The following is a 17,368-nucleotide window of genomic DNA, read 5'->3' as shown; positions in this document are numbered from 1 at the left end:
CTAATGGGGTGGTTACCTTAGAAACCAAGTTGAGACACGTGATAATACGTGAACGTGGGTGGTACCGCGGCTAAGAAGTAATTTAGTCGTCCCTAGATTCTTAATTGAATCTAGGGACGTTTTTTATTGGAGGAAAAAATGGCAAATTTTGATATTATTGAGGACTTAAAATGGCGTGGCGCCATTAATCAAGAAACTGATGAAGCAGGACTACGTGAATATTTGCAAACTCATGATGATCTAGCTTTATATTGCGGAGTTGACCCGACTGGTGATTCGCTGCATATTGGACACTTAATTCCCTTTATGATCTTAAAAAGATTCCAAGAGGCAGGCTATCATCCAGTAATCATTATCGGTGGTGGTACTGGTGCGATTGGTGATCCTTCTGGTCGAAAATCTGAGAGAGTTTTGCAAACAGCTGAGCAGGTAAAGCACAACGAGCAAGCATTAACTACTCAAATGGAACAGTTGTTTGGTACTGAAAATTTTGAAATTGTAAATAATATTGAATGGTTAGGTAAAATTGGGTTAATTGACTTTTTACGTGATTACAGTAAATTTTTCCAAGTTAATACGATGCTGAATAAGGACGTAATTGCTAGCCGTTTGGACAGTGGGATTTCCTTTACTGAATTTGCCTATCAAATTTTGCAAGCAATTGATTTTTATCAGCTAAATAAAAATTATGGCGTACAACTACAAATTGGTGGTAGTGACCAATGGGGCAATATTACTGCCGGGATTGATCTAATTCACAAGCTAGCGGGACCTGATCAGCAAGCATTTGGTCTAACGATCCCGCTAATGCTTAAGGCAGACGGCACTAAGTTTGGTAAGTCAGCTGGAGGAGCAGTTTGGCTTGATCCAGAGAAGACTAGTCCGTATGAGTTTTATCAATTTTGGATCAATCAAGATGATCGTGATGTAGTCAAGTATCTTAAGTACTTTACTTTCTTGAGTCGCGAAGAAATTGAAGATTTAGCGCAGGAGACTGAAAAAGAGCCATGGAAGCGGACAGCACAAAAACGATTGGCTGAAGAAGTAACTAGGTTTGTTCATGGGGATTCTGGACTTAGTGAAGCACAAATGATCACTCAGTCGCTATTTTCTGGTGATATCAAGAATTTATCTGTTAAGCAGATTGAGCAAGGTCTTAAGAGTGCACCAGCTGCAGTTGCTGAAGATAAACCACAAAATATTATTGACTTTTTAGTTGATACTAAGATTGAATCTTCTAAACGCCAAGCCCGTGAAGATGTCAAAAATGGTGCAATTTATCTAAACGGCGACCGTCAACAATCAGTTGATTTCGAAGTCAATCCTAGTTCAGCATTTGCTGGAAAATATGTCATCGTTCGTAAGGGTAAGAAGAAGTATACTCTGGTTACAATTAAATAGTTTAAAAATGACAATCTTTGACTAAATTAGTGGTATGCTTAAACTAAATCATTTTAGGGAGGAAGCAGAATGGCTGCAGAGCAAATGTTGGTAACAACTACGGAGAACATACCCGGTCGAGAATATGAAATTGTCGGTGAAGTTTTTGGGTTAACAACTCAATCCAAGAATTTTATTAAAGACTTTGGTGCGGGACTGAAATCAATGGTTGGTGGAGAAATCCGCAGTTACACTAAAATGATGGAAGAATCACGTAATAAGGCTTTGAGTCGCATGCGGCAAGCTGCTCAAGATAAGGGTGCAGATGCAATCGTCATGATGCGCTTTGATTCTGGGTCAATCGGTGGTGATATGCAGTCTGTTATAGCCTACGGGACAGCTGTTAAGTTTAAAGATTAATCAAATGAAGAAGATAAAAGCTGCTGAGAATTTTTTCTCAGCAGCTTTTTTAGTTTGTTTCTTTAAGGTTAATGTTTGTACTATTCTTTAAGCACTTAATAATAATATCGGCAATATTTTCTACTGAAGATGTTGGACTTTCATAGAACCACCATTTTAAGATTTGCATGATCGAAGCAGAGTATAAATTTGCTTGTAAGTTGTTAAATTTTTCATCATGATGATCATTGGTTAAAATGTGTGTTTTAAATTTTTGGGCTAACTTTGTTTGCATTTCGTTGAAAACGTCGAGTTCAAGATTGGTTGACCAAAGAACATTTAGCCAGTCTTTATGATGAAAAATGGGTAAGAGAATTTTGATTAAGCGATTACGATAGTGTGCTAGAGTGTCACTTTTACTTGGATTTAGAAAAGAAATATTGAGATATTGTACAAAACTTTTGAGAGTTTCTTGAACCATTGTATCTCTTAAGTCGTATTTGTCTTGATAATATTTGTAAAAGGTTGACTTATTAATCATCATTGCTTGGGTCAGATCTTGAATGGTTAATTTTGAAAAAGTTTTTTTACTGATGCATTCAGCAAACCCTTTTTGAATGGTTAATTTAGTTTTTCTAACTCGTAAATCTTCTGTTGCCATTAATTGTATCCTTTTTACTAAACAGTTGCACCGTATATTTTAACTTAAAAGTTCAATAAGCAACAGATTTAATATTAAAGTTGCTTATCAGACTTTTAGCTTAAATTTAGTGATTTTTTTGAAACCGCAGTCATGCTAAATTTATTGGTAGAAAGAGAGGAACATTATGGATTATCAAAAATTAGCTCAAGAAATTCTACATTTTTTGGGTAATGAAACAAATATTGATCAAGTAACTCATTGCTCGACTCGATTACGAATAAATGTGATTGATTTTAATAAGGTGAGTTTGCCTGATATTAAAAAAATTGCTGGTGTAGTTGATGCGGTTTATCAGGCTGGACAGGTGCAAGTAGTCATTGGACCTAATGTTGCTAAGGTTTATGAAGCATTTGTGGAGTTGCTGCCTAAAGTTAATCAGACTAATTTAAGTAGTCAGCCACAAGAAAAAAAGGGAATATTCTCACGGCTGATTGAATTTATTTCTGGTAGTTTTACGCCAATTTTACCAGTAATTATTGGTGGTGGGTTATTAAAAGGTTTTATTGCTATTTTTGTTGCCCTTAACTTATTAACTACAACCAGTCAAAATTATAAAATACTATCTTTAATTGCTGATGCAAGTTTTCAGTTCTTGCCAGTATTATTGGCTTATACTGCTGCTAAAAAATTAAAGGCAAATCCGTTTATTGCAGTAACTTTGGCGGGGGTGCTATTACATCCCACTTTTGCTGCGATGGTAAATAGTGGCCATCAAATTGCTTTGTTTGGCTTACCAATTAAGGCGGTCAATTATGGCTCAAGTGTAATTCCAATTTTGTTGATTGTTTATGTTCAATCTAAAATAGAAAAATGGCTGAATAGTATTTTTAACGATACTGTTGCGATGTTTGCGACTCCGACAATTTCGATTACAGTCAATGCTATTTTAGGCTTAGTTGTTTTAGGACCACTTGGCGGCTATGTAGGCGACTTACTAGGAATGGCAATTGCATTTTTAAATAATACAGTGCCATGGCTTGCTCCTACTATTTTAGGTGCTTTTTCACCATTACTAGTTATGATGGGGATGCATTATTCAATGTTTCCGATTGCCTTACAATCAATTGCCAAGTTTGGCTATGATTCTTTCTTTACACCAGCTGGATTGTGCGCCAATACGGCTCAAGCGGGAGCGGGTTTTGCTGTGGCGGTTAGAAATAAAGCCAGTAAACTTCGTTCAACTGCAGTCTCAACTTCAATTACCGCGCTGTTGGGAATTACTGAGCCAGTGTTATATGGGGTTAACTTAAAACTGAAAAAGCCACTGTATGCCGCTATAATTGGTGGCGCTGCTGGTGGCTTGTATGCTGGGTTAACTTTTGTAACTTCAACAGCTATGGCTAGCCCAGGTATTTTAGCCTTGGCTTTGTTTGCTAAAACGCCGCAAAATCTTTTGAATGCGATAATTGCCATGATCATTTCGCTAGTTGTTTCCTTTGTTGCTGGCTTGTTAATTATTAAAGCAGATGCTTCAACTGGTACGGCTGTTGTAACCAATGAGCAAACTGCTACGTTAACAGCTATTACCGCTGGACAAGTAGTTGATTTGGCAAAAGTTAACGATGAAACCTTTGCTAGTGGTGCTTTAGGAACAGGGTTAGCATTTAACTCAAAAACTGGCGATATTTTTGCACCGGTAGCTGGGAAATTAACGTTAGTTTTCCCTACAAAACATGCCTTAGGGATTACGACCGCAGATGGATTAGAAATATTAATTCATTTGGGGATTAATACCGTTGAACTTAACGGAAAATATTTTACTAATTATGTTGAAAAAGATAGCCAAGTTTTTCAAGGACAAAAGTTAGCGCATTATGATGTTAATGCCATTAGAAAAGCAGGTTATGATCCAATTGCCATGATGATTATCACTAACTCAGGCAAACGAACTTTAGTATTAACAGCTAAGGCTGGTAGTGAGATTTTAGAAAAACGAACTGTGTTTCAAGTAACGGATTAAGGAGCAATAATGTATCAGTTAAGAGTATATACGATTAATAACTTAAAGAATGCCAAGATTTATTTAGATGTTCATTGGACAAGGCATATACCTAGTCTAAAAAAATATGGTATTACTACTTGCAATGTTTTTCGTACTGATAATAAAGCAGATGAAGAACAGCAGGTTCTGGCATTAGTTAAATGTGATGCTGATCAGGATTTGAATGAATTGAATCAGAAATATATGGCTAGTCCGGAATTTAAAGTTGATATGCAGGGTTTTGATATGTCAGCGATTAAAAATGTCATGACAATTGATCTTGTTGAAAAAGCTTAAGGAGTCGAGTTATTTTGGTTAAGAAAAAGTTTCTCTGGGGAGTGGCAACATCAGCTAGTCAAATTGAGGGTGCTTACCAAGCAGATGGCAAAGGCCTAAGCATGGCAGATGTGTTACCAAGCGATAAAAAGCAGCGATTGCAATGTATGTTAAATGGTACTTATGCTCTGGAAAATTATCTACCGCAACAGAAAAATTATCCTGCTCATCAGGCAATCGATTTTTATCATACTTATAAGTCAGATATTAAGCTGTTAGCTGAAATGGGGATTAATTCTTTTCGCTTTTCAATTATGTGGTCACGGATTTTTCCTAATGGCGACGAAGTTACGCCTAATCAGTCTGGATTGCAATTTTATAGCGATGTAGTTGATGAATGCTTGAAGTATGGTATTGAACCAATTATTACGATTAGTCATTTTGATTTACCAATTAACTTAATCAAAAGTTATGGTGGGTGGCGTAATCGTAAACTAATTGACCTATATTTACACTTGTGTGAAGTATTGTTTACCACTTTCAAGGGCAAAGTCCATTATTGGATTACTTTTAATGAAATTAATATGATTTTAAATCTGCCGTTTGTTGGTGGTGGTTTATCTTTTACCCAAGGAGAAAATGAAGCGGAAATCAAATACCAGGCAGCACATTATCAGTTAGTTGCTTCCGCTTCAGCAACTAAACTAGCACATGAAATTGATGCGACTAACCAGATTGGTTGTATGCTGGCGGCAGGGGATGTCTATCCATATTCATGTGCGCCAGAAGATATTATGAGTGCCCTAGAAAAAAATCGTGAACAATATTTCTTTACGGATATCCAAGTCAGAGGATATTATCCAAGTTATGCAGCTAAGCTGTTTGCGGATCAGAATATTGAACTAGATATAACGCCAGCAGATCGCGATACATTACGACATACAGTTGATTTTATTTCATTTTCATATTATTCCAGTCGTTGTGTTTCGACAGATCCTAAAATTAATCAGAATATGACTGCTGGCAACGCCTTTGCTTCAGTTAAAAATCCTAACCTCCAAGTTAGCGAATGGGGTTGGCAGATTGATCCTTTGGGATTACGGATTACACTTAATACATTATATGATCGGTACCAAAAGCCATTGATGATTGTTGAAAATGGTTTGGGTGCACGCGATACAGTTACTAGTGATGGGCAAATTCATGATGATTATCGAATAAATTATTTTGACCAGCATCTGGCAGCTATCAACCAGGCTACAGCTGAAGGTGTCGAGTTAATTGGTTATACGGCATGGAGCGGTATTGATTTGCTTAGTGCATCTACGGGTGAAATGGCTAAGCGCTATGGTATGATTTACGTCGATTTAGATAATGAAGGCCATGGTAGTGGTAAAAGGATTAAGAAGGATTCATATTATTGGTACCAGAATTATCTTAAAAATTTAAATAATTAGTAAACAGGTTATTAGTATAAATGCTAGTAGCCTGTTTTGTTTAATCAGCGTTGTAATTATCGGCTACCAAAAATGCTGCTTTTTGGTACAATAAAGATGCCACTTTAGCTCAGAAGGTAGAGCACCGCCGTGGTAAGGAGGAGGTCCCCAGTTCAAATCTGGGAAGTGGCTTGATTAACTTAGAGAAAGGAAGCTTAGAGTTGGATTTAACACGAGTAGTTCATTTTGTTAAGACAGAATTAAAAGACGAAAAGACTGGTCATGACTTTTACCATGGTCAGCGTGTGGCACATTTAGCTAGTAAATTGTATCTAAAAGATGAACCAAGTGCCCATCAGGATAGTCGCATGGTTGCAATTATTCAGACGGCTGGCTATTTACATGACACAATTGATGAGAAGATTTGTCCTGATCCCAGCCGAGTCTTAGCTGAGATTGAAGCTTTGCTAGTAGAGGTTGGTTTTACTGAATTAGAAATTAAAGATATTCTGTTTACTATGCAGCACATGTCTTTTTCCAAAAACATTGAGCACCATTATCAATTACCATTATCAGGACAATATGTACAAGATGCTGATCGAATTGAGAGCCTTGGTGCAATGGGAATTGCCCGTGCCTTTACCTATGGTGGCGCGCATGGCAATGTGATATATGATCCACAAATTAAGCCGGCAGAGTTAACGAGTCATGCTCAGTATCGTGAGCATACAGAAACAACGATTAATCATTTTTATGAAAAATTGTTTAAGCTAGAGCAGCTAATGAATACAGTTGGTGGTCAAAAAGAGGCATATCAGCGAACTGAATATATGCGGGATTTTGTTAATAAATTTATGCAAGAGTGGGAAGTTTAAAATGCGTGCTCGAGTGATTATCCATAATCCTCAAACTGATGCAGTTTTATTAATCCACCGTTTTAAGAATGGACGTGAATACTGGGTAGTGCCAGGTGGCGGCGCGCAAGGTGTAGAACTTCCTGTGCAAACTGCAATTCGTGAAATTACTGAGGAGTTACAAATTAAATTTAAACCTAGTGATTTGAAGGAAGTATTTGCCTTATCAGAGGTCGGAGTAGAGCAGCAAATTTTCTTTTTGGGTCAAGTTATTAGTAGTGACGCTCCCAAAATTAGCGGTGAAGAGGCTGCTAGAACAAGTGAAAGTAATGTCTACATACCTACTTGGATTAATTTAGCTGATTTGGAGCAGCTTAATTTACAGCCAAGCCAGCTAACTGCAAGACTTCAGCAAATTTTGAAAACTAAGTAATAGACCAACGTAAAGTTGGTCTATTTTGTTAATCATTTTTAAAAATAAAGTTCGTATTTTATTTAAAATTATCAAATGCAAAAATAAATTCAGTTTTAGTATTGCAATTATACGTACTTTTATATTATTATTTGGTAAAATAGTTCGTTAATAATTTATATGGAGGTTTACGAATCGTGAATAAAAAAAGTCGGCGTCTATTGTCTTTGGGAGCTTTAGCAGCAATTTTAAGTTTGACCCTAACTGCTTGTTCGGGAAAAAAACAAAGTGGCCAAGGCAAGAAGGATACTAAAGATAGTATTGCCTTAATTACTGATAGTAATGGTGTAGATGACCATTCCTTTAATGAGGCGGCCTGGTCAGGCTTTAAAGAATATGGCAAAAAGCATCATTATCAAAAAGGCAAGGGCTATCAATACTTTGAGTCTAGTAGTGCAGCTGATTATACGCCTAACTTTAATCAAGCTGCGGAATCAGGTTATCAAACGATTTTTGGCGTTGGCTATAGCTTAAAGGATGCAGTTAAGGCATCAGCTAAGAAAAATCCAAAAAAGAATTTTGTAATCATTGATGATGTTGTTGCTGGTCAAAAGAATGTGGCATCAGTTACCTTTAAGAGTAATGAGTCATCATATTTAGCAGGTGTGGCAGCAGCGTATACGACCAAGACTGGGAAAGTTGGCTTTGTCGGTGGTGCCAAATCAGCGATTATTAGTTTATTTGAAGCTGGTTTTAAACAAGGTGTGGCAGCTGGAGCAAAGGCGCAGCACAAGAAGATCGCTGTTTCAATGCAGTATGTTGGTAACTTTACTTCAACTGATAAGGCGAAGTCAATTGCTCAATCAATGTATTCTAGTAATTGTGATATTGTTTACCAAGCCGCTGGTAATGCTGGCAATGGGATTTTTCAAGAAGCTAAGGCTTATAACCAGACTCGTTCGAGTGCTAAAAAGGTTTGGGTTATCGGAGTTGATGTTGATCAATCCAATTTGGGTAACTACAAAACTAAGGATGGCAAGAAGGATAATTTCACTTTAACTTCCGTTTTGAAGGGATTGAATGTGGCCACTAAGACACTAGCTGAAGATGCAGCAAATAGCAAATTCCCTGGTGGCAAGCATCTAGTATACACACTTAAGGACAATGGGGTTTCCATTACTAAGGGCAAGCTTGATGCAACTGCTTGGAATGCAGCACAAAAGGCTCGTAAACAAATTATTGCTGGAAAAATTAAAGTTGCGACAGCAACTAAATAAGTCTTATAACTTAAAGCGAAATTCATACTTGAATTTCGTTTTTTGGTTAGTACAAAAATTTTTCAACTTTTTGTACTTGGCTTATGCAATCACTTAATCTGATAGGCTTCGTTTCAGTTCTAGACCAATTTACAAATCCCGTCAGGTCAATACTGCATCTTGTATCTGTATTTTGACATAGCCACTAAATATTGTTATCTTGGTTACTGGATAAATTATTTAGGAGGCTCAATCATGAAAGTGAAGTTCAAGAAGTTATTGGCTGTTTCGGCATTAACGTTGGCAACGGGTTTAGTGTTAGGAGCTTGTTCGGGAAAAAAGCAAGGTGGCAGTGGCAATTCAAGTAGTAGTGCTAAACATTCGATTGCGCTAGTTACGACCACTACTGGTGTAAATGATAATTCATTTAACCAATCGGCTTGGAACGGCTTTAAGGCTTATGGTAAGGAACATAACTTAAAACGTGGCAAGAATGGTTACCAATATTTTCAATCAAGCAGCGATGCTGATTTTGAACCCAATTTTGCTCAAGCGGCTAAGGCTGGTTATCAAACGATTTTTGGAATTGGCTATAACTTAAAGGATGCAGTTAGCGCGGCTGCCAAGAAGAATCCTAAGAAGAATTATGTCATTGTTGATGAGGTAATTAAGAATCAGAAAAATGTGGCTTCTGCTAACTTTAAGAGCGAGCAGGCAGCATACTTAGCTGGTGTTGTGGCAGCTACGCAAACTAAGACTAATAAGATTGGTTTTATCGGTGGCGTGCGCGGCAATATTATTGATCTGTTTGACGCTGGTTTTACTAAAGGGGTCAATGATCAAGCTAAAAAAATGCACAAAAAGGTGACTATTATGAACCAATATGCTGGTAATTTCACTAGCGTTGATAAAGGTAAAGCGATCGCCCAATCAATGTATGCTAAGGGAGCTGACATTATCTTTCATGCTGCTGGACCTGTTGGTAATGGCCTTTTTCAAGAAGCTAAGTCACTTAATCAGACGCGACCAGAAAGTAAGCGGGTTTGGGCCATTGGCGTCGATGTCGATCAATCATATTTAGGTAAGTATAAGACTAAGTCAGGCAAGCAAGAGAATTGTATTTTAACGTCTGTAATTACTGGGGTTAATATCGCGGCTCAAGATATTGCTAACAGAGCATATGCGGGGAAGTTTCCTGGCGGTAAGAATTTAATTTACGGTCTTAAAGATGATGGGGTTGCCATTACGCGTGGACAGATTTCAGCTGCTGCTTGGAAAAATTCTCGTACTGCTCGGTCAAAAATTCTTAACGGTGAAATCAAAGTTCCAATTCATCCTGAAAAATAGTTCGTGTTTTTAGCAATTTTAAAAATAAAAAAATTAATTTGCAATAATATATTGAAATTATACGTATTTTTATAATATAATTAATACTAAAAGTTCGTATTTATTGGATAAAAGGGACTAATACGTGAAATGAAAAATGCAACTAATGTAATTGAGATGCGTCATATTGTGAAAGACTTCGATGGCTTCAAAGCCAACGATGATATTAATCTCACGCTGCATCAAGGCGAAATTTTAGCACTATTGGGAGAAAACGGTGCGGGTAAGTCGACCTTGATGAGCATCTTATCAGGTCTGCTGTTGCCAACTGCTGGTGAAATTTGGGTTAATGGGCAAAAAACGGAAGTTAAAAATCCTACTGTTGCTAAAAACTTGGGTATTGGCATGGTGCATCAGCACTTTATGTTAATGGATTCCTTTACGGTCCTTGAGAATATTATTTTGGGACATGAAACTACTAGCGGGCCAAGATTAGATTTTAAAGTGGCTAAGCAGCAAATTACCCAGCTTTCTAAGCGTTATGGACTAAATATTGATTTAGACCAAAAAATTAGCAATATTACGGTAGCGCAGCAGCAGCGGGTGGAAATTTTGAAAGTGCTTTACCGTGGTGCGAATATTTTGATTTTTGATGAGCCAACAGCTGTACTGACACCGCAAGAAATTACCGAATTTATTCAAGTTTTACGAGAACTAGCTAAAGAGGGTAAGTCGATTATTTTAATTACTCATAAATTAGCTGAAATCAAGCGTGCGGCTGACCGAGTAACTGTTATTCGCGCTGGTAAAAGCGTGGGTAGTTTTAATGTGGCTGAAGTTGATGATAACCGTTTAGCTGAGCTAATGGTTGGGCATCATGTGAATATGCAGTTGACCAAGACTGCTAGCAAACCTGGTGAGATTGTACTCAAGGTCGATAATTTGGCGGTTAAAAATAAGCAGGGGATTGCGGCACTGAAGAACTTATCATTTAATTTGCGAGCAGGTGAAATCTTAGGTGTAGCTGGAATTGATGGCAATGGTCAAGACGAACTAGTTGCGGCTTTGAGCGGTCTCACGCCAGTTGATACAGGTCAAGTGATAATTAATAATCAAGATATGACTAATCATAAGGTTCGGCAAATTACTGAAAATGGAGTTGCTCATATTCCAGCAGACCGTCAAAAATATGGTCTAATTTTACCGTTTACGATTGCCGATAATCTAGCTTTACAAACTTATTATCAAGCACCACTTTCAAGGCACCATATTTTGCGCCAAGATGCCATTAAACATAATGCTCAAGAGTTAATTAATAAGTTCGATATTCGTACTACTGGACCTAATGCTCAGGTTGGTGCCTTGTCAGGAGGAAACCAGCAAAAAGTGATCATCGCTCGGGAACTTAATCGTGATAGTAATTTAATCATTGCTTTTCAACCTACACGTGGCTTAGATGTTGGTGCGATTGAATATATTCATAAGCAGCTTTTGCTTGAAAGAGAACAAGGGAAGGCAATTTTGTTAATTTCTTATGAATTGGATGAAATCATGCAATTATCTGATCGCATTATCGTTTTGCATGACGGTCAAATTTCAGGAGAAGTTCAGCCTGAAACTACTAGTGATGAAGAGTTAGGATTATTGATGACTGGAGTTAAGAAAGAAGGTACCGCTCTTGCTTAAAATAACAGCAAAAACCAGGAAAATTTTGGTACCAATTATTTCAATTATAGCTGGCTTTTTAGTTGGAGCAGTTATTATGCTGATTTGGAATTATAATCCGCTAACGGCTTACTCTTCAATGTTTACTAGTGCTTTGGGCAATCTGAATGGGATTGGTGAGACAATTCGTGAAGCTACCCCATTAATTTTTACAGCGGTTGGGTTTACCATTGCGTCTAGTGCGGGCTTTTTTAATATTGGTTTGCCAGGACAAGCACAGGCTGGTTGGTTGACTTCGATTTGGATCGTTTTAGCTAATCCACATTTACCCAAAGTGGTTTTATTGCCATTGGCAGTGATTGCTGGTGGGCTGGCAGGTGCAATAGTTGCTGGCATTGCTGGCTATTTGCGGGCACAATTTGGTACCAGCGAAGTTATTACTACCATTATGCTTAATTATATTGTGCTCTATACTTGCCAGCACCTAATGCAGCAAGTAATGTCTAGTAAATTACGATTAGATACGGATACGACTAAAACGATTGCTGCTAATGGTAGTTTGAAGATTAATTGGCTAAGTGAGATGTTTGGCGATTCACGGATTAATGCAGGGATTTTTTTAGCCTTGATCGCAGTAGTGATTTTTTGGTATTTGATGAAGAAGACGACTACTGGTTTTGAAATTCGCGCAGTTGGTGCGAACCCGTTTGCTAGTCGTTATGCTGGGATGTCGACTAAGAAGAACATCATTTTATCAATGCTGTTGTCTGGCGGCTTTGCCGGATTGGGCGGAGTTGTGCAAGGCTTGGGAACTTACCAAAATTATTTTACTCAAACAGCAAGTTTAGATATCGGTTGGGATGGTCTTTCCGTGGCGCTACTCGGTGGTGGAACGGCGATTGGTATTTTGCTAGCCTCCTTATTGTTTTCGATTTTAAAAATTGGCGGTTTAGGAATGCAGACTATCGCCGGGATTCCTTATGAGATTGTTTCAATTGTCATTGCGGCGATTATTTTCTTTATTGCGATTCAGTATGTAATTGGGCTAATGTTTAAAAATAAGCAGGCGAAATCACCACTGGTTACTCAAAATGAAAGTTCTACGCAGCCTGTTGCGTCTAAAGGAGAAGAATGATGAGTTTTGTTGCTATATTAGCATTGTTAGTGTCCTCAACCTTGGTCTATTCCGCGCCCTTAATTTTCACCGCGTTAGGTGGAGTTTATAGTGAAAACTCTGGGGTAACCAATATTGGTCTAGAAGGAATTATGACGATGGGGGCTTTTGCAGCAATTGTTTTTAATTTGACTTGTGCATCTACTTTAGGCAAGGCTACTCCATGGTTAGGAGCCTTAATTGGTGGAATCGTCGGGTTAATCTTTTCGTTATTGCATGCAGTCGCCACAATTAATTTTCATGCAGACCACATTATTAGCGGCACCGTACTGAACTTGATGGCACCACCTCTAGGTGTATTCTTAATTAAAGCGATGTATGATAAGGGACAAACCGAAAATATTACGCAAAGTTTTGGCTATTTTTCTTTTCCAGGATTAGCTGATATTCCGATAATTGGACCAATTTTGTTTAAGAGCACTTCTGCTCCTGCCTGGGTGGCAATTTTAGTTGCAATCGTTTTGTGGTGGGTACTTTATAAAACCCGTTTTGGTCTGCGATTACGTGCTTGTGGGGAAAATCCGCAGGCTGCTGACACCTTAGGAGTTAATGTCTATGGCATGCGTTACGCTGGGGTCCTAATTTCAGGCTTTTTAGGTGGCATTGGTGGTGGCGTATTCGCTGAAGCAATTGCTGGGAACTTTTCAGTATCTACGATTGTCGGACAAGGGTTTATGGCCTTGGCAGCAGTGATTTTTGGGAAATGGAATCCAATTGGTGCAATGCTAGCGTCGTTATTTTTTGGTTTTGCTCAAAGCATCAGTATTATTGGTAACCAATTACCATTCTTCAATCATATTCCGGCAGTTTATATGCAGATTGCACCATATGTGATTACGATTATAGTTCTGGTACTATTCTTTGGTAAATCCGTTGCCCCGGCTGCTGATGGCGAAAATTATATTAAATCTAAGTAGAATTAAGGAAAAGATTAATGAAAGAAATTTATTTTAACCACGATGGTAATATTGATGACCTGGTGTCATATTTGTTATTGTTGCAAGCTCCAGATATTAAGCTACTAGGAGTTAGTGCAATTGACGCTGATGGTTATGTTGATCCAGCGGTTGAAGTTTGTCGCAAAATGACTGATCGCTTTAATCTGCGCAGTGACCAATTAGAGATTGCCAAATCAGACTCGCGGGCTGTCAACCAATTTCCTGAAGCTTGGCGTTCTGCGGCTTATTCATTTAATTATTTACCAATTTTAAATGAATCAGGCAAGATGGTGACTAAGCAGGCAGCTAAGCCTGCTCATTTGGATATGGTTAGCAAACTTAAGACAGCTAAAGAACCAGTAACTCTGGTAATGACTGGTCCATTGACGGATTTAGCTCGTGCTTTAGAAGTGGATCCAACTATTGAAGCAAAAATTGCCAAGTTATATTGGATGGGTGGCTCACTTGATGGTCATGGAAATGTGTCAATGGTTAATGCTGACGGTAGCCAAGAATGGAATGCTTATTGGGACCCGATGGCTGTTGAACGTGTCTTTGCTTCAAGCATCCCGATGCAGGTAATTGGACTAGAAAGTAGTGAAGAGCTGCCGTTAACCGATGATTTACGGCTTCATTGGGCTAGTTTGCGTAAATATCCAGCAATGGATTTGGTGGGACAGGGCTATAGTTTATTAGTAAATCCACCAATTCCTAGTGCGCAACTTTATTTCTGGGATGTATTAACGACAATTAGCGCTTTGTATCCAGAAGTAGTTTCGGCAACTGCCGAGCATCATGTTAAAGTGATTACTTCAGGAATTGCCCAAGGTAGGCTGGTAGAGGATCCAGCTGGTAAAGAGATAACCTTGGTAACTAAGGCAAATAAAGAATTATTTTTCCACAAGTGGGATGAACTTTTAGAACAAACTAAATAATTACCAATAAAAAAATTCTGACTAGCAATTTAGCTGTCAGAATTTTTTTATTGATAATTATGCTAATGAGTCCCAAACAGGTAAGTCGTAGGTTGGGCCTTCAGCCAATGCAACTTGCTCAGCTGTTAGGTATTTCTTGTGGACAACGACTTCATAAGTGTATTGCTTAAACCAATCATTGGACATTACGAAAAAGCCTTTGTCACCGTTTTTCTCACCCCAGGAATTTTCAACTTTCCATTGCCGAATATGGCCGTGGTCTTCATCAACACCAACTAAAGTCATCGCATGAGTTGAGGCAGCTGAACCAGTACGTAATTGATCTGCCTTAGACATCTTTAGGTCAACTCCAAAGAGGTCATTAAATTGATAAAGATTAGTGTCAAGATAGCCGGTTTTACGGTCACTCTGCTCACCGACATCGTTACTGAACCAAACAGCCTCGCCATCTTTTAGCTGACTAACTGCGGCAGTTTCTAGATAATCCATCGGTACATTTAAAAACTTAATTCGGTATGAACCAGCAACATTATCTTCGAATGGCAGACCATATAATTTATTATATTCATGATCAGGCGCATTAGTTAGGACAACATAATCGTCAAAGTCAACGTCACCTAGATATTTATTTAAAAATTCTATTGGTGTTAAATCTTTATCTAAGTGATATTTTTTGTCATCATCACGATACTCCAAGTCAAATTTCTTAGGTGGTTCACCAACTGCAATAGCAGTCATTTGGTAAACTTCACTCAAAAACTCTTCACGAGCTTGTTCTAAGTCTTCGGTTTTATTTGCCTGGGCTAATTTACGTAAAACCAAGGCGTCTTTACGTAATTTGTCGCCTAATGCTTTAGCAAAACCGGCAGTATTGTTAGTGTTGAAGTTTTCGGGCATGGCATATGTTGGCACTATTCCGTATTTAGCGACTAAAGCAGCGGCCATATGGAATTGACCACCATCTTCACCAGCGTCTGCTAAGTATGCTTTAACTTCGCGGCTGTCTAGTTCTTGGTCTGCTGTGTTGATGATGTTGTCATAAAAAATATTTGCTCTTTCGATTTTATCCCAGAAAAAGTTATAGCTTTGTGAAAAAGTAAAGTTCTTGACATGATATTTCTCGCCAAAGTTATGCCGTAAAATATTTAAAGTAGCGAACTCCCAGCAACGACCGGATTGGCGCTGGTTAGTCACATTTTGGGTGTCTAATTCGGTGGAAAAAACCCGAGTTAGTTCTGATTGAACGCGATCATTATAGGCGGCATTCATAACGCCGTTTTTTTGTGTAGCACGTGCAACAACCTGATTTTGCGGATTTTCGTTAAAATTAGCGGAAAACTTTTCCACTTCTTGTTGAGTTAGTTTATGTCCCATGATAGTCTCCTTTGAATTTTAGAATTACCTTTTATTTTAAGGCAAAAAGAAACCGAGTTCAATTGGAGAACTCGGTTAAAGCTTATTTAGTTATAAAAATTTAGTCAATATTGATTGAGCTATCTTGCTCGCTAGCTACTCGTTTAGGTAAAGTAACAGTTAGAACACCATCTTGATACTTAGCATGAATTTGACTAGCTTCAACATTAGGTAATCTAAAACTGCGTGAAATATGTCCCATGCTTCTTTCGCGATGGATTAAATTCTTCTGATTAGTGGTTTCTTGGTTGAAAGTTCTGGTTCCAGCTATGCTTAAAGTGTCATTTTGGTAATTAAGTTTAAGCTCACTTTTATCCATTCCTGGTAAATCCACTTTGACCACATAGTTGTCTTTAGTTTCAGCAACGTCAGCCTGCATTAAATTGCGACCGCTATTGTTATCCCAGAATTTTCGTGGAAGGTCGAACCAGTCGTTCATTGCATCGAAAATGTCACCACGATGATTCATCATATCATTACTCATAATAAAAAACTTCCTTTCAAAACTGTTTTGTAAGTAGAAACTTTCATTTCTGCTTTACACTGATTATTATAGAAGGTGACTTAGAAAAAATAAAGCAATTAGCACTTAATTGCTTTGAGTGCTAAAAATTGCAAGCTGCCCTGTGGACAACTTGTGTGAATGGCAAAGGAGTAACTAGTTGGTTTATTATCAAAAGATGACACCAGAAGGCTATCATAAAATAGAAGCTGAAATTAAGCAGCTAAAAAAAGATCGTCCACGACGAATAAAAATTTTACAAGAGGCGCGAAGTTTAGGAGACCTGTCAGAAAATACTGAGTACACTGAAGCCAAGCGTGATTTGGGACATTTGCAAAGTCGATTACGGTATTTAGATAAGCAATTGCGTTATGCCGAAGTAATTGAGCCTAAACAAAATGGTCAAGTAGACCTAGGAAATTTAGTCACTCTAAAGTTTGAAGATGAATCAGAGTCTGAACAATATCAACTTGTTGGCCGGATGGAAGCAGATTTAGCTGAAAATAAAATTGCTTTTGATTCACCACTGGGGCAGGCTGTTATGAAACAATCGGCTCCGTCTACTGTTACCGTGGAGGCTCCGGCTGGTAGTTATGAGGTTACGATTTTGGCGGTTGAATGACCCCTTGTGAACAACCTACATAAATTTATGGTATCTGCAAGTGTAAGCAGATTTGCTGATGAATCCGTAAATCTGCTTAAGATAATTACTAAATGA

17 protein-coding genes and 1 tRNA gene are annotated in these 17,368 nt (G+C 38.1%); 15 read left to right on the top strand and 3 right to left on the bottom strand.

The window, feature by feature from the left end:
- Positions 1-138 precede the first annotated feature (138 nt).
- Together tyrS and OZX59_RS04430 are read left to right on the top strand one after the other, a co-directional pair.
- Positions 139-1,401 (top strand): tyrosine--tRNA ligase, encoded by a 1,263-nt coding sequence (gene tyrS, locus OZX59_RS04435; protein WP_277126932.1) that lies wholly within the window; start codon positions 139-141, stop codon positions 1,399-1,401.
- 69 nt (positions 1,402-1,470) lie between these two features.
- On the top strand, positions 1,471-1,800 hold the full coding sequence (locus OZX59_RS04430; protein WP_277126930.1) for a heavy metal-binding domain-containing protein: 330 nt from the start codon (positions 1,471-1,473) through the stop codon (positions 1,798-1,800).
- A gap of 49 nt (positions 1,801-1,849) precedes the next feature.
- Here OZX59_RS04430 and OZX59_RS04425 read toward each other — a convergent pair whose 3' ends face one another.
- On the bottom strand, positions 1,850-2,440 hold the full coding sequence (locus tag OZX59_RS04425; RefSeq protein WP_277126929.1) for a hypothetical protein: 591 nt from the start codon (positions 2,438-2,440) through the stop codon (positions 1,850-1,852).
- 166 nt (positions 2,441-2,606) lie between these two features.
- On the opposite strand from OZX59_RS04425, the gene OZX59_RS04420 reads away from it, so the two are divergent.
- From OZX59_RS04420 to OZX59_RS04365, 12 genes are all read left to right on the top strand, one after another.
- A complete protein-coding gene (locus OZX59_RS04420) occupies positions 2,607-4,442 on the top strand; it encodes a beta-glucoside-specific PTS transporter subunit IIABC (RefSeq protein ID WP_277126928.1) in 1,836 nt (611 codons plus the stop codon).
- 9 nt (positions 4,443-4,451) lie between these two features.
- Entirely contained in the window at positions 4,452-4,760 is a 309-nt protein-coding gene (locus tag OZX59_RS04415) for an NIPSNAP family protein (RefSeq protein ID WP_277126927.1), read from the top strand.
- Positions 4,761-4,774: 14 nt separating this feature from the next.
- Positions 4,775-6,196, top strand: coding sequence for a 6-phospho-beta-glucosidase (locus OZX59_RS04410; protein WP_277126926.1), 1,422 nt, complete (start codon positions 4,775-4,777; stop codon positions 6,194-6,196).
- A 98-nt stretch (positions 6,197-6,294) separates the two neighbouring features.
- Positions 6,295-6,367: transfer RNA gene (locus OZX59_RS04405), tRNA-Thr, on the top strand.
- Positions 6,368-6,396: 29 nt separating this feature from the next.
- Entirely contained in the window at positions 6,397-7,050 is a 654-nt protein-coding gene (locus OZX59_RS04400) for an HD domain-containing protein (protein ID WP_277126925.1), read from the top strand.
- 1 nt (position 7,051) lies between these two features.
- On the top strand, positions 7,052-7,462 hold the full coding sequence (locus tag OZX59_RS04395) for an NUDIX domain-containing protein (RefSeq protein WP_277126924.1): 411 nt from the start codon (positions 7,052-7,054) through the stop codon (positions 7,460-7,462).
- Positions 7,463-7,638: 176 nt separating this feature from the next.
- On the top strand, positions 7,639-8,718 hold the full coding sequence (locus tag OZX59_RS04390) for a BMP family ABC transporter substrate-binding protein (protein ID WP_277126923.1): 1,080 nt from the start codon (positions 7,639-7,641) through the stop codon (positions 8,716-8,718).
- A gap of 234 nt (positions 8,719-8,952) precedes the next feature.
- Positions 8,953-10,044, top strand: a complete 1,092-nt coding sequence (locus OZX59_RS04385; protein WP_277126922.1) for a BMP family ABC transporter substrate-binding protein — start codon at positions 8,953-8,955, stop codon at positions 10,042-10,044.
- 129 nt (positions 10,045-10,173) lie between these two features.
- Positions 10,174-11,709, top strand: coding sequence for an ABC transporter ATP-binding protein (locus OZX59_RS04380; protein ID WP_277126921.1), 1,536 nt, complete (start codon positions 10,174-10,176; stop codon positions 11,707-11,709).
- Positions 11,702-12,823: an ABC transporter permease gene (locus tag OZX59_RS04375; protein WP_277126920.1), complete on the top strand. Its 1,122-nt coding sequence runs from the start codon at positions 11,702-11,704 to the stop codon at positions 12,821-12,823. The genes OZX59_RS04380 and OZX59_RS04375 overlap by 8 nt, the downstream gene beginning before the upstream one ends.
- A complete protein-coding gene (locus OZX59_RS04370) occupies positions 12,823-13,779 on the top strand; it encodes an ABC transporter permease (RefSeq protein ID WP_277126919.1) in 957 nt (318 codons plus the stop codon). The genes OZX59_RS04375 and OZX59_RS04370 overlap by 1 nt, the downstream gene beginning before the upstream one ends.
- A 17-nt stretch (positions 13,780-13,796) precedes the next feature.
- Positions 13,797-14,735: a nucleoside hydrolase gene (locus tag OZX59_RS04365; RefSeq protein WP_277126918.1), complete on the top strand. Its 939-nt coding sequence runs from the start codon at positions 13,797-13,799 to the stop codon at positions 14,733-14,735.
- A 57-nt stretch (positions 14,736-14,792) separates the two neighbouring features.
- On the opposite strand, the gene OZX59_RS04360 is transcribed toward OZX59_RS04365, so the two are convergent.
- On the bottom strand, positions 14,793-16,109 hold the full coding sequence (locus OZX59_RS04360; RefSeq protein ID WP_277126917.1) for a C1 family peptidase: 1,317 nt from the start codon (positions 16,107-16,109) through the stop codon (positions 14,793-14,795).
- Between the two features lie 100 nt (positions 16,110-16,209).
- Positions 16,210-16,632: an Hsp20/alpha crystallin family protein gene (locus OZX59_RS04355; RefSeq protein WP_277126916.1), complete on the bottom strand. Its 423-nt coding sequence runs from the start codon at positions 16,630-16,632 to the stop codon at positions 16,210-16,212.
- Positions 16,633-16,810: 178 nt separating this feature from the next.
- On the opposite strand from OZX59_RS04355, the gene greA reads away from it, so the two are divergent.
- Positions 16,811-17,272: a transcription elongation factor GreA gene (gene greA, locus OZX59_RS04350; protein ID WP_277126915.1), complete on the top strand. Its 462-nt coding sequence runs from the start codon at positions 16,811-16,813 to the stop codon at positions 17,270-17,272.
- Positions 17,273-17,368: the final 96 nt, after the last annotated feature.

Origin of the sequence: Lactobacillus sp. ESL0681 (genome assembly GCF_029392835.1) — a bacterium.
Lineage (GTDB): Bacteria > Bacillota > Bacilli > Lactobacillales > Lactobacillaceae > Lactobacillus.
This window is presented reverse-complemented; position numbering and strand designations above follow the sequence as displayed.

Bases quoted from the DNA above. Each gene is read 5' to 3' on its own strand.
- tyrS (WP_277126932.1), top strand. From the start codon at position 139: ATGGCAAATTTTGATATTATTGAGGACTTAAAATGGCGTGGCGCCATT.
- OZX59_RS04430 (WP_277126930.1), top strand. From the start codon at position 1,471: ATGGCTGCAGAGCAAATGTTGGTAACAACTACGGAGAACATACCCGGT.
- OZX59_RS04425 (WP_277126929.1), bottom strand. From the start codon at position 2,440: ATGGCAACAGAAGATTTACGAGTTAGAAAAACTAAATTAACCATTCAA.
- OZX59_RS04420 (WP_277126928.1), top strand. From the start codon at position 2,607: ATGGATTATCAAAAATTAGCTCAAGAAATTCTACATTTTTTGGGTAAT.
- OZX59_RS04415 (WP_277126927.1), top strand. From the start codon at position 4,452: ATGTATCAGTTAAGAGTATATACGATTAATAACTTAAAGAATGCCAAG.
- OZX59_RS04395 (WP_277126924.1), top strand. From the start codon at position 7,052: ATGCGTGCTCGAGTGATTATCCATAATCCTCAAACTGATGCAGTTTTA.
- OZX59_RS04385 (WP_277126922.1), top strand. From the start codon at position 8,953: ATGAAAGTGAAGTTCAAGAAGTTATTGGCTGTTTCGGCATTAACGTTG.
- OZX59_RS04380 (WP_277126921.1), top strand. From the start codon at position 10,174: ATGAAAAATGCAACTAATGTAATTGAGATGCGTCATATTGTGAAAGAC.
- OZX59_RS04370 (WP_277126919.1), top strand. From the start codon at position 12,823: ATGAGTTTTGTTGCTATATTAGCATTGTTAGTGTCCTCAACCTTGGTC.
- OZX59_RS04365 (WP_277126918.1), top strand. From the start codon at position 13,797: ATGAAAGAAATTTATTTTAACCACGATGGTAATATTGATGACCTGGTG.
- OZX59_RS04360 (WP_277126917.1), bottom strand. From the start codon at position 16,109: ATGGGACATAAACTAACTCAACAAGAAGTGGAAAAGTTTTCCGCTAAT.
- OZX59_RS04355 (WP_277126916.1), bottom strand. From the start codon at position 16,632: ATGAGTAATGATATGATGAATCATCGTGGTGACATTTTCGATGCAATG.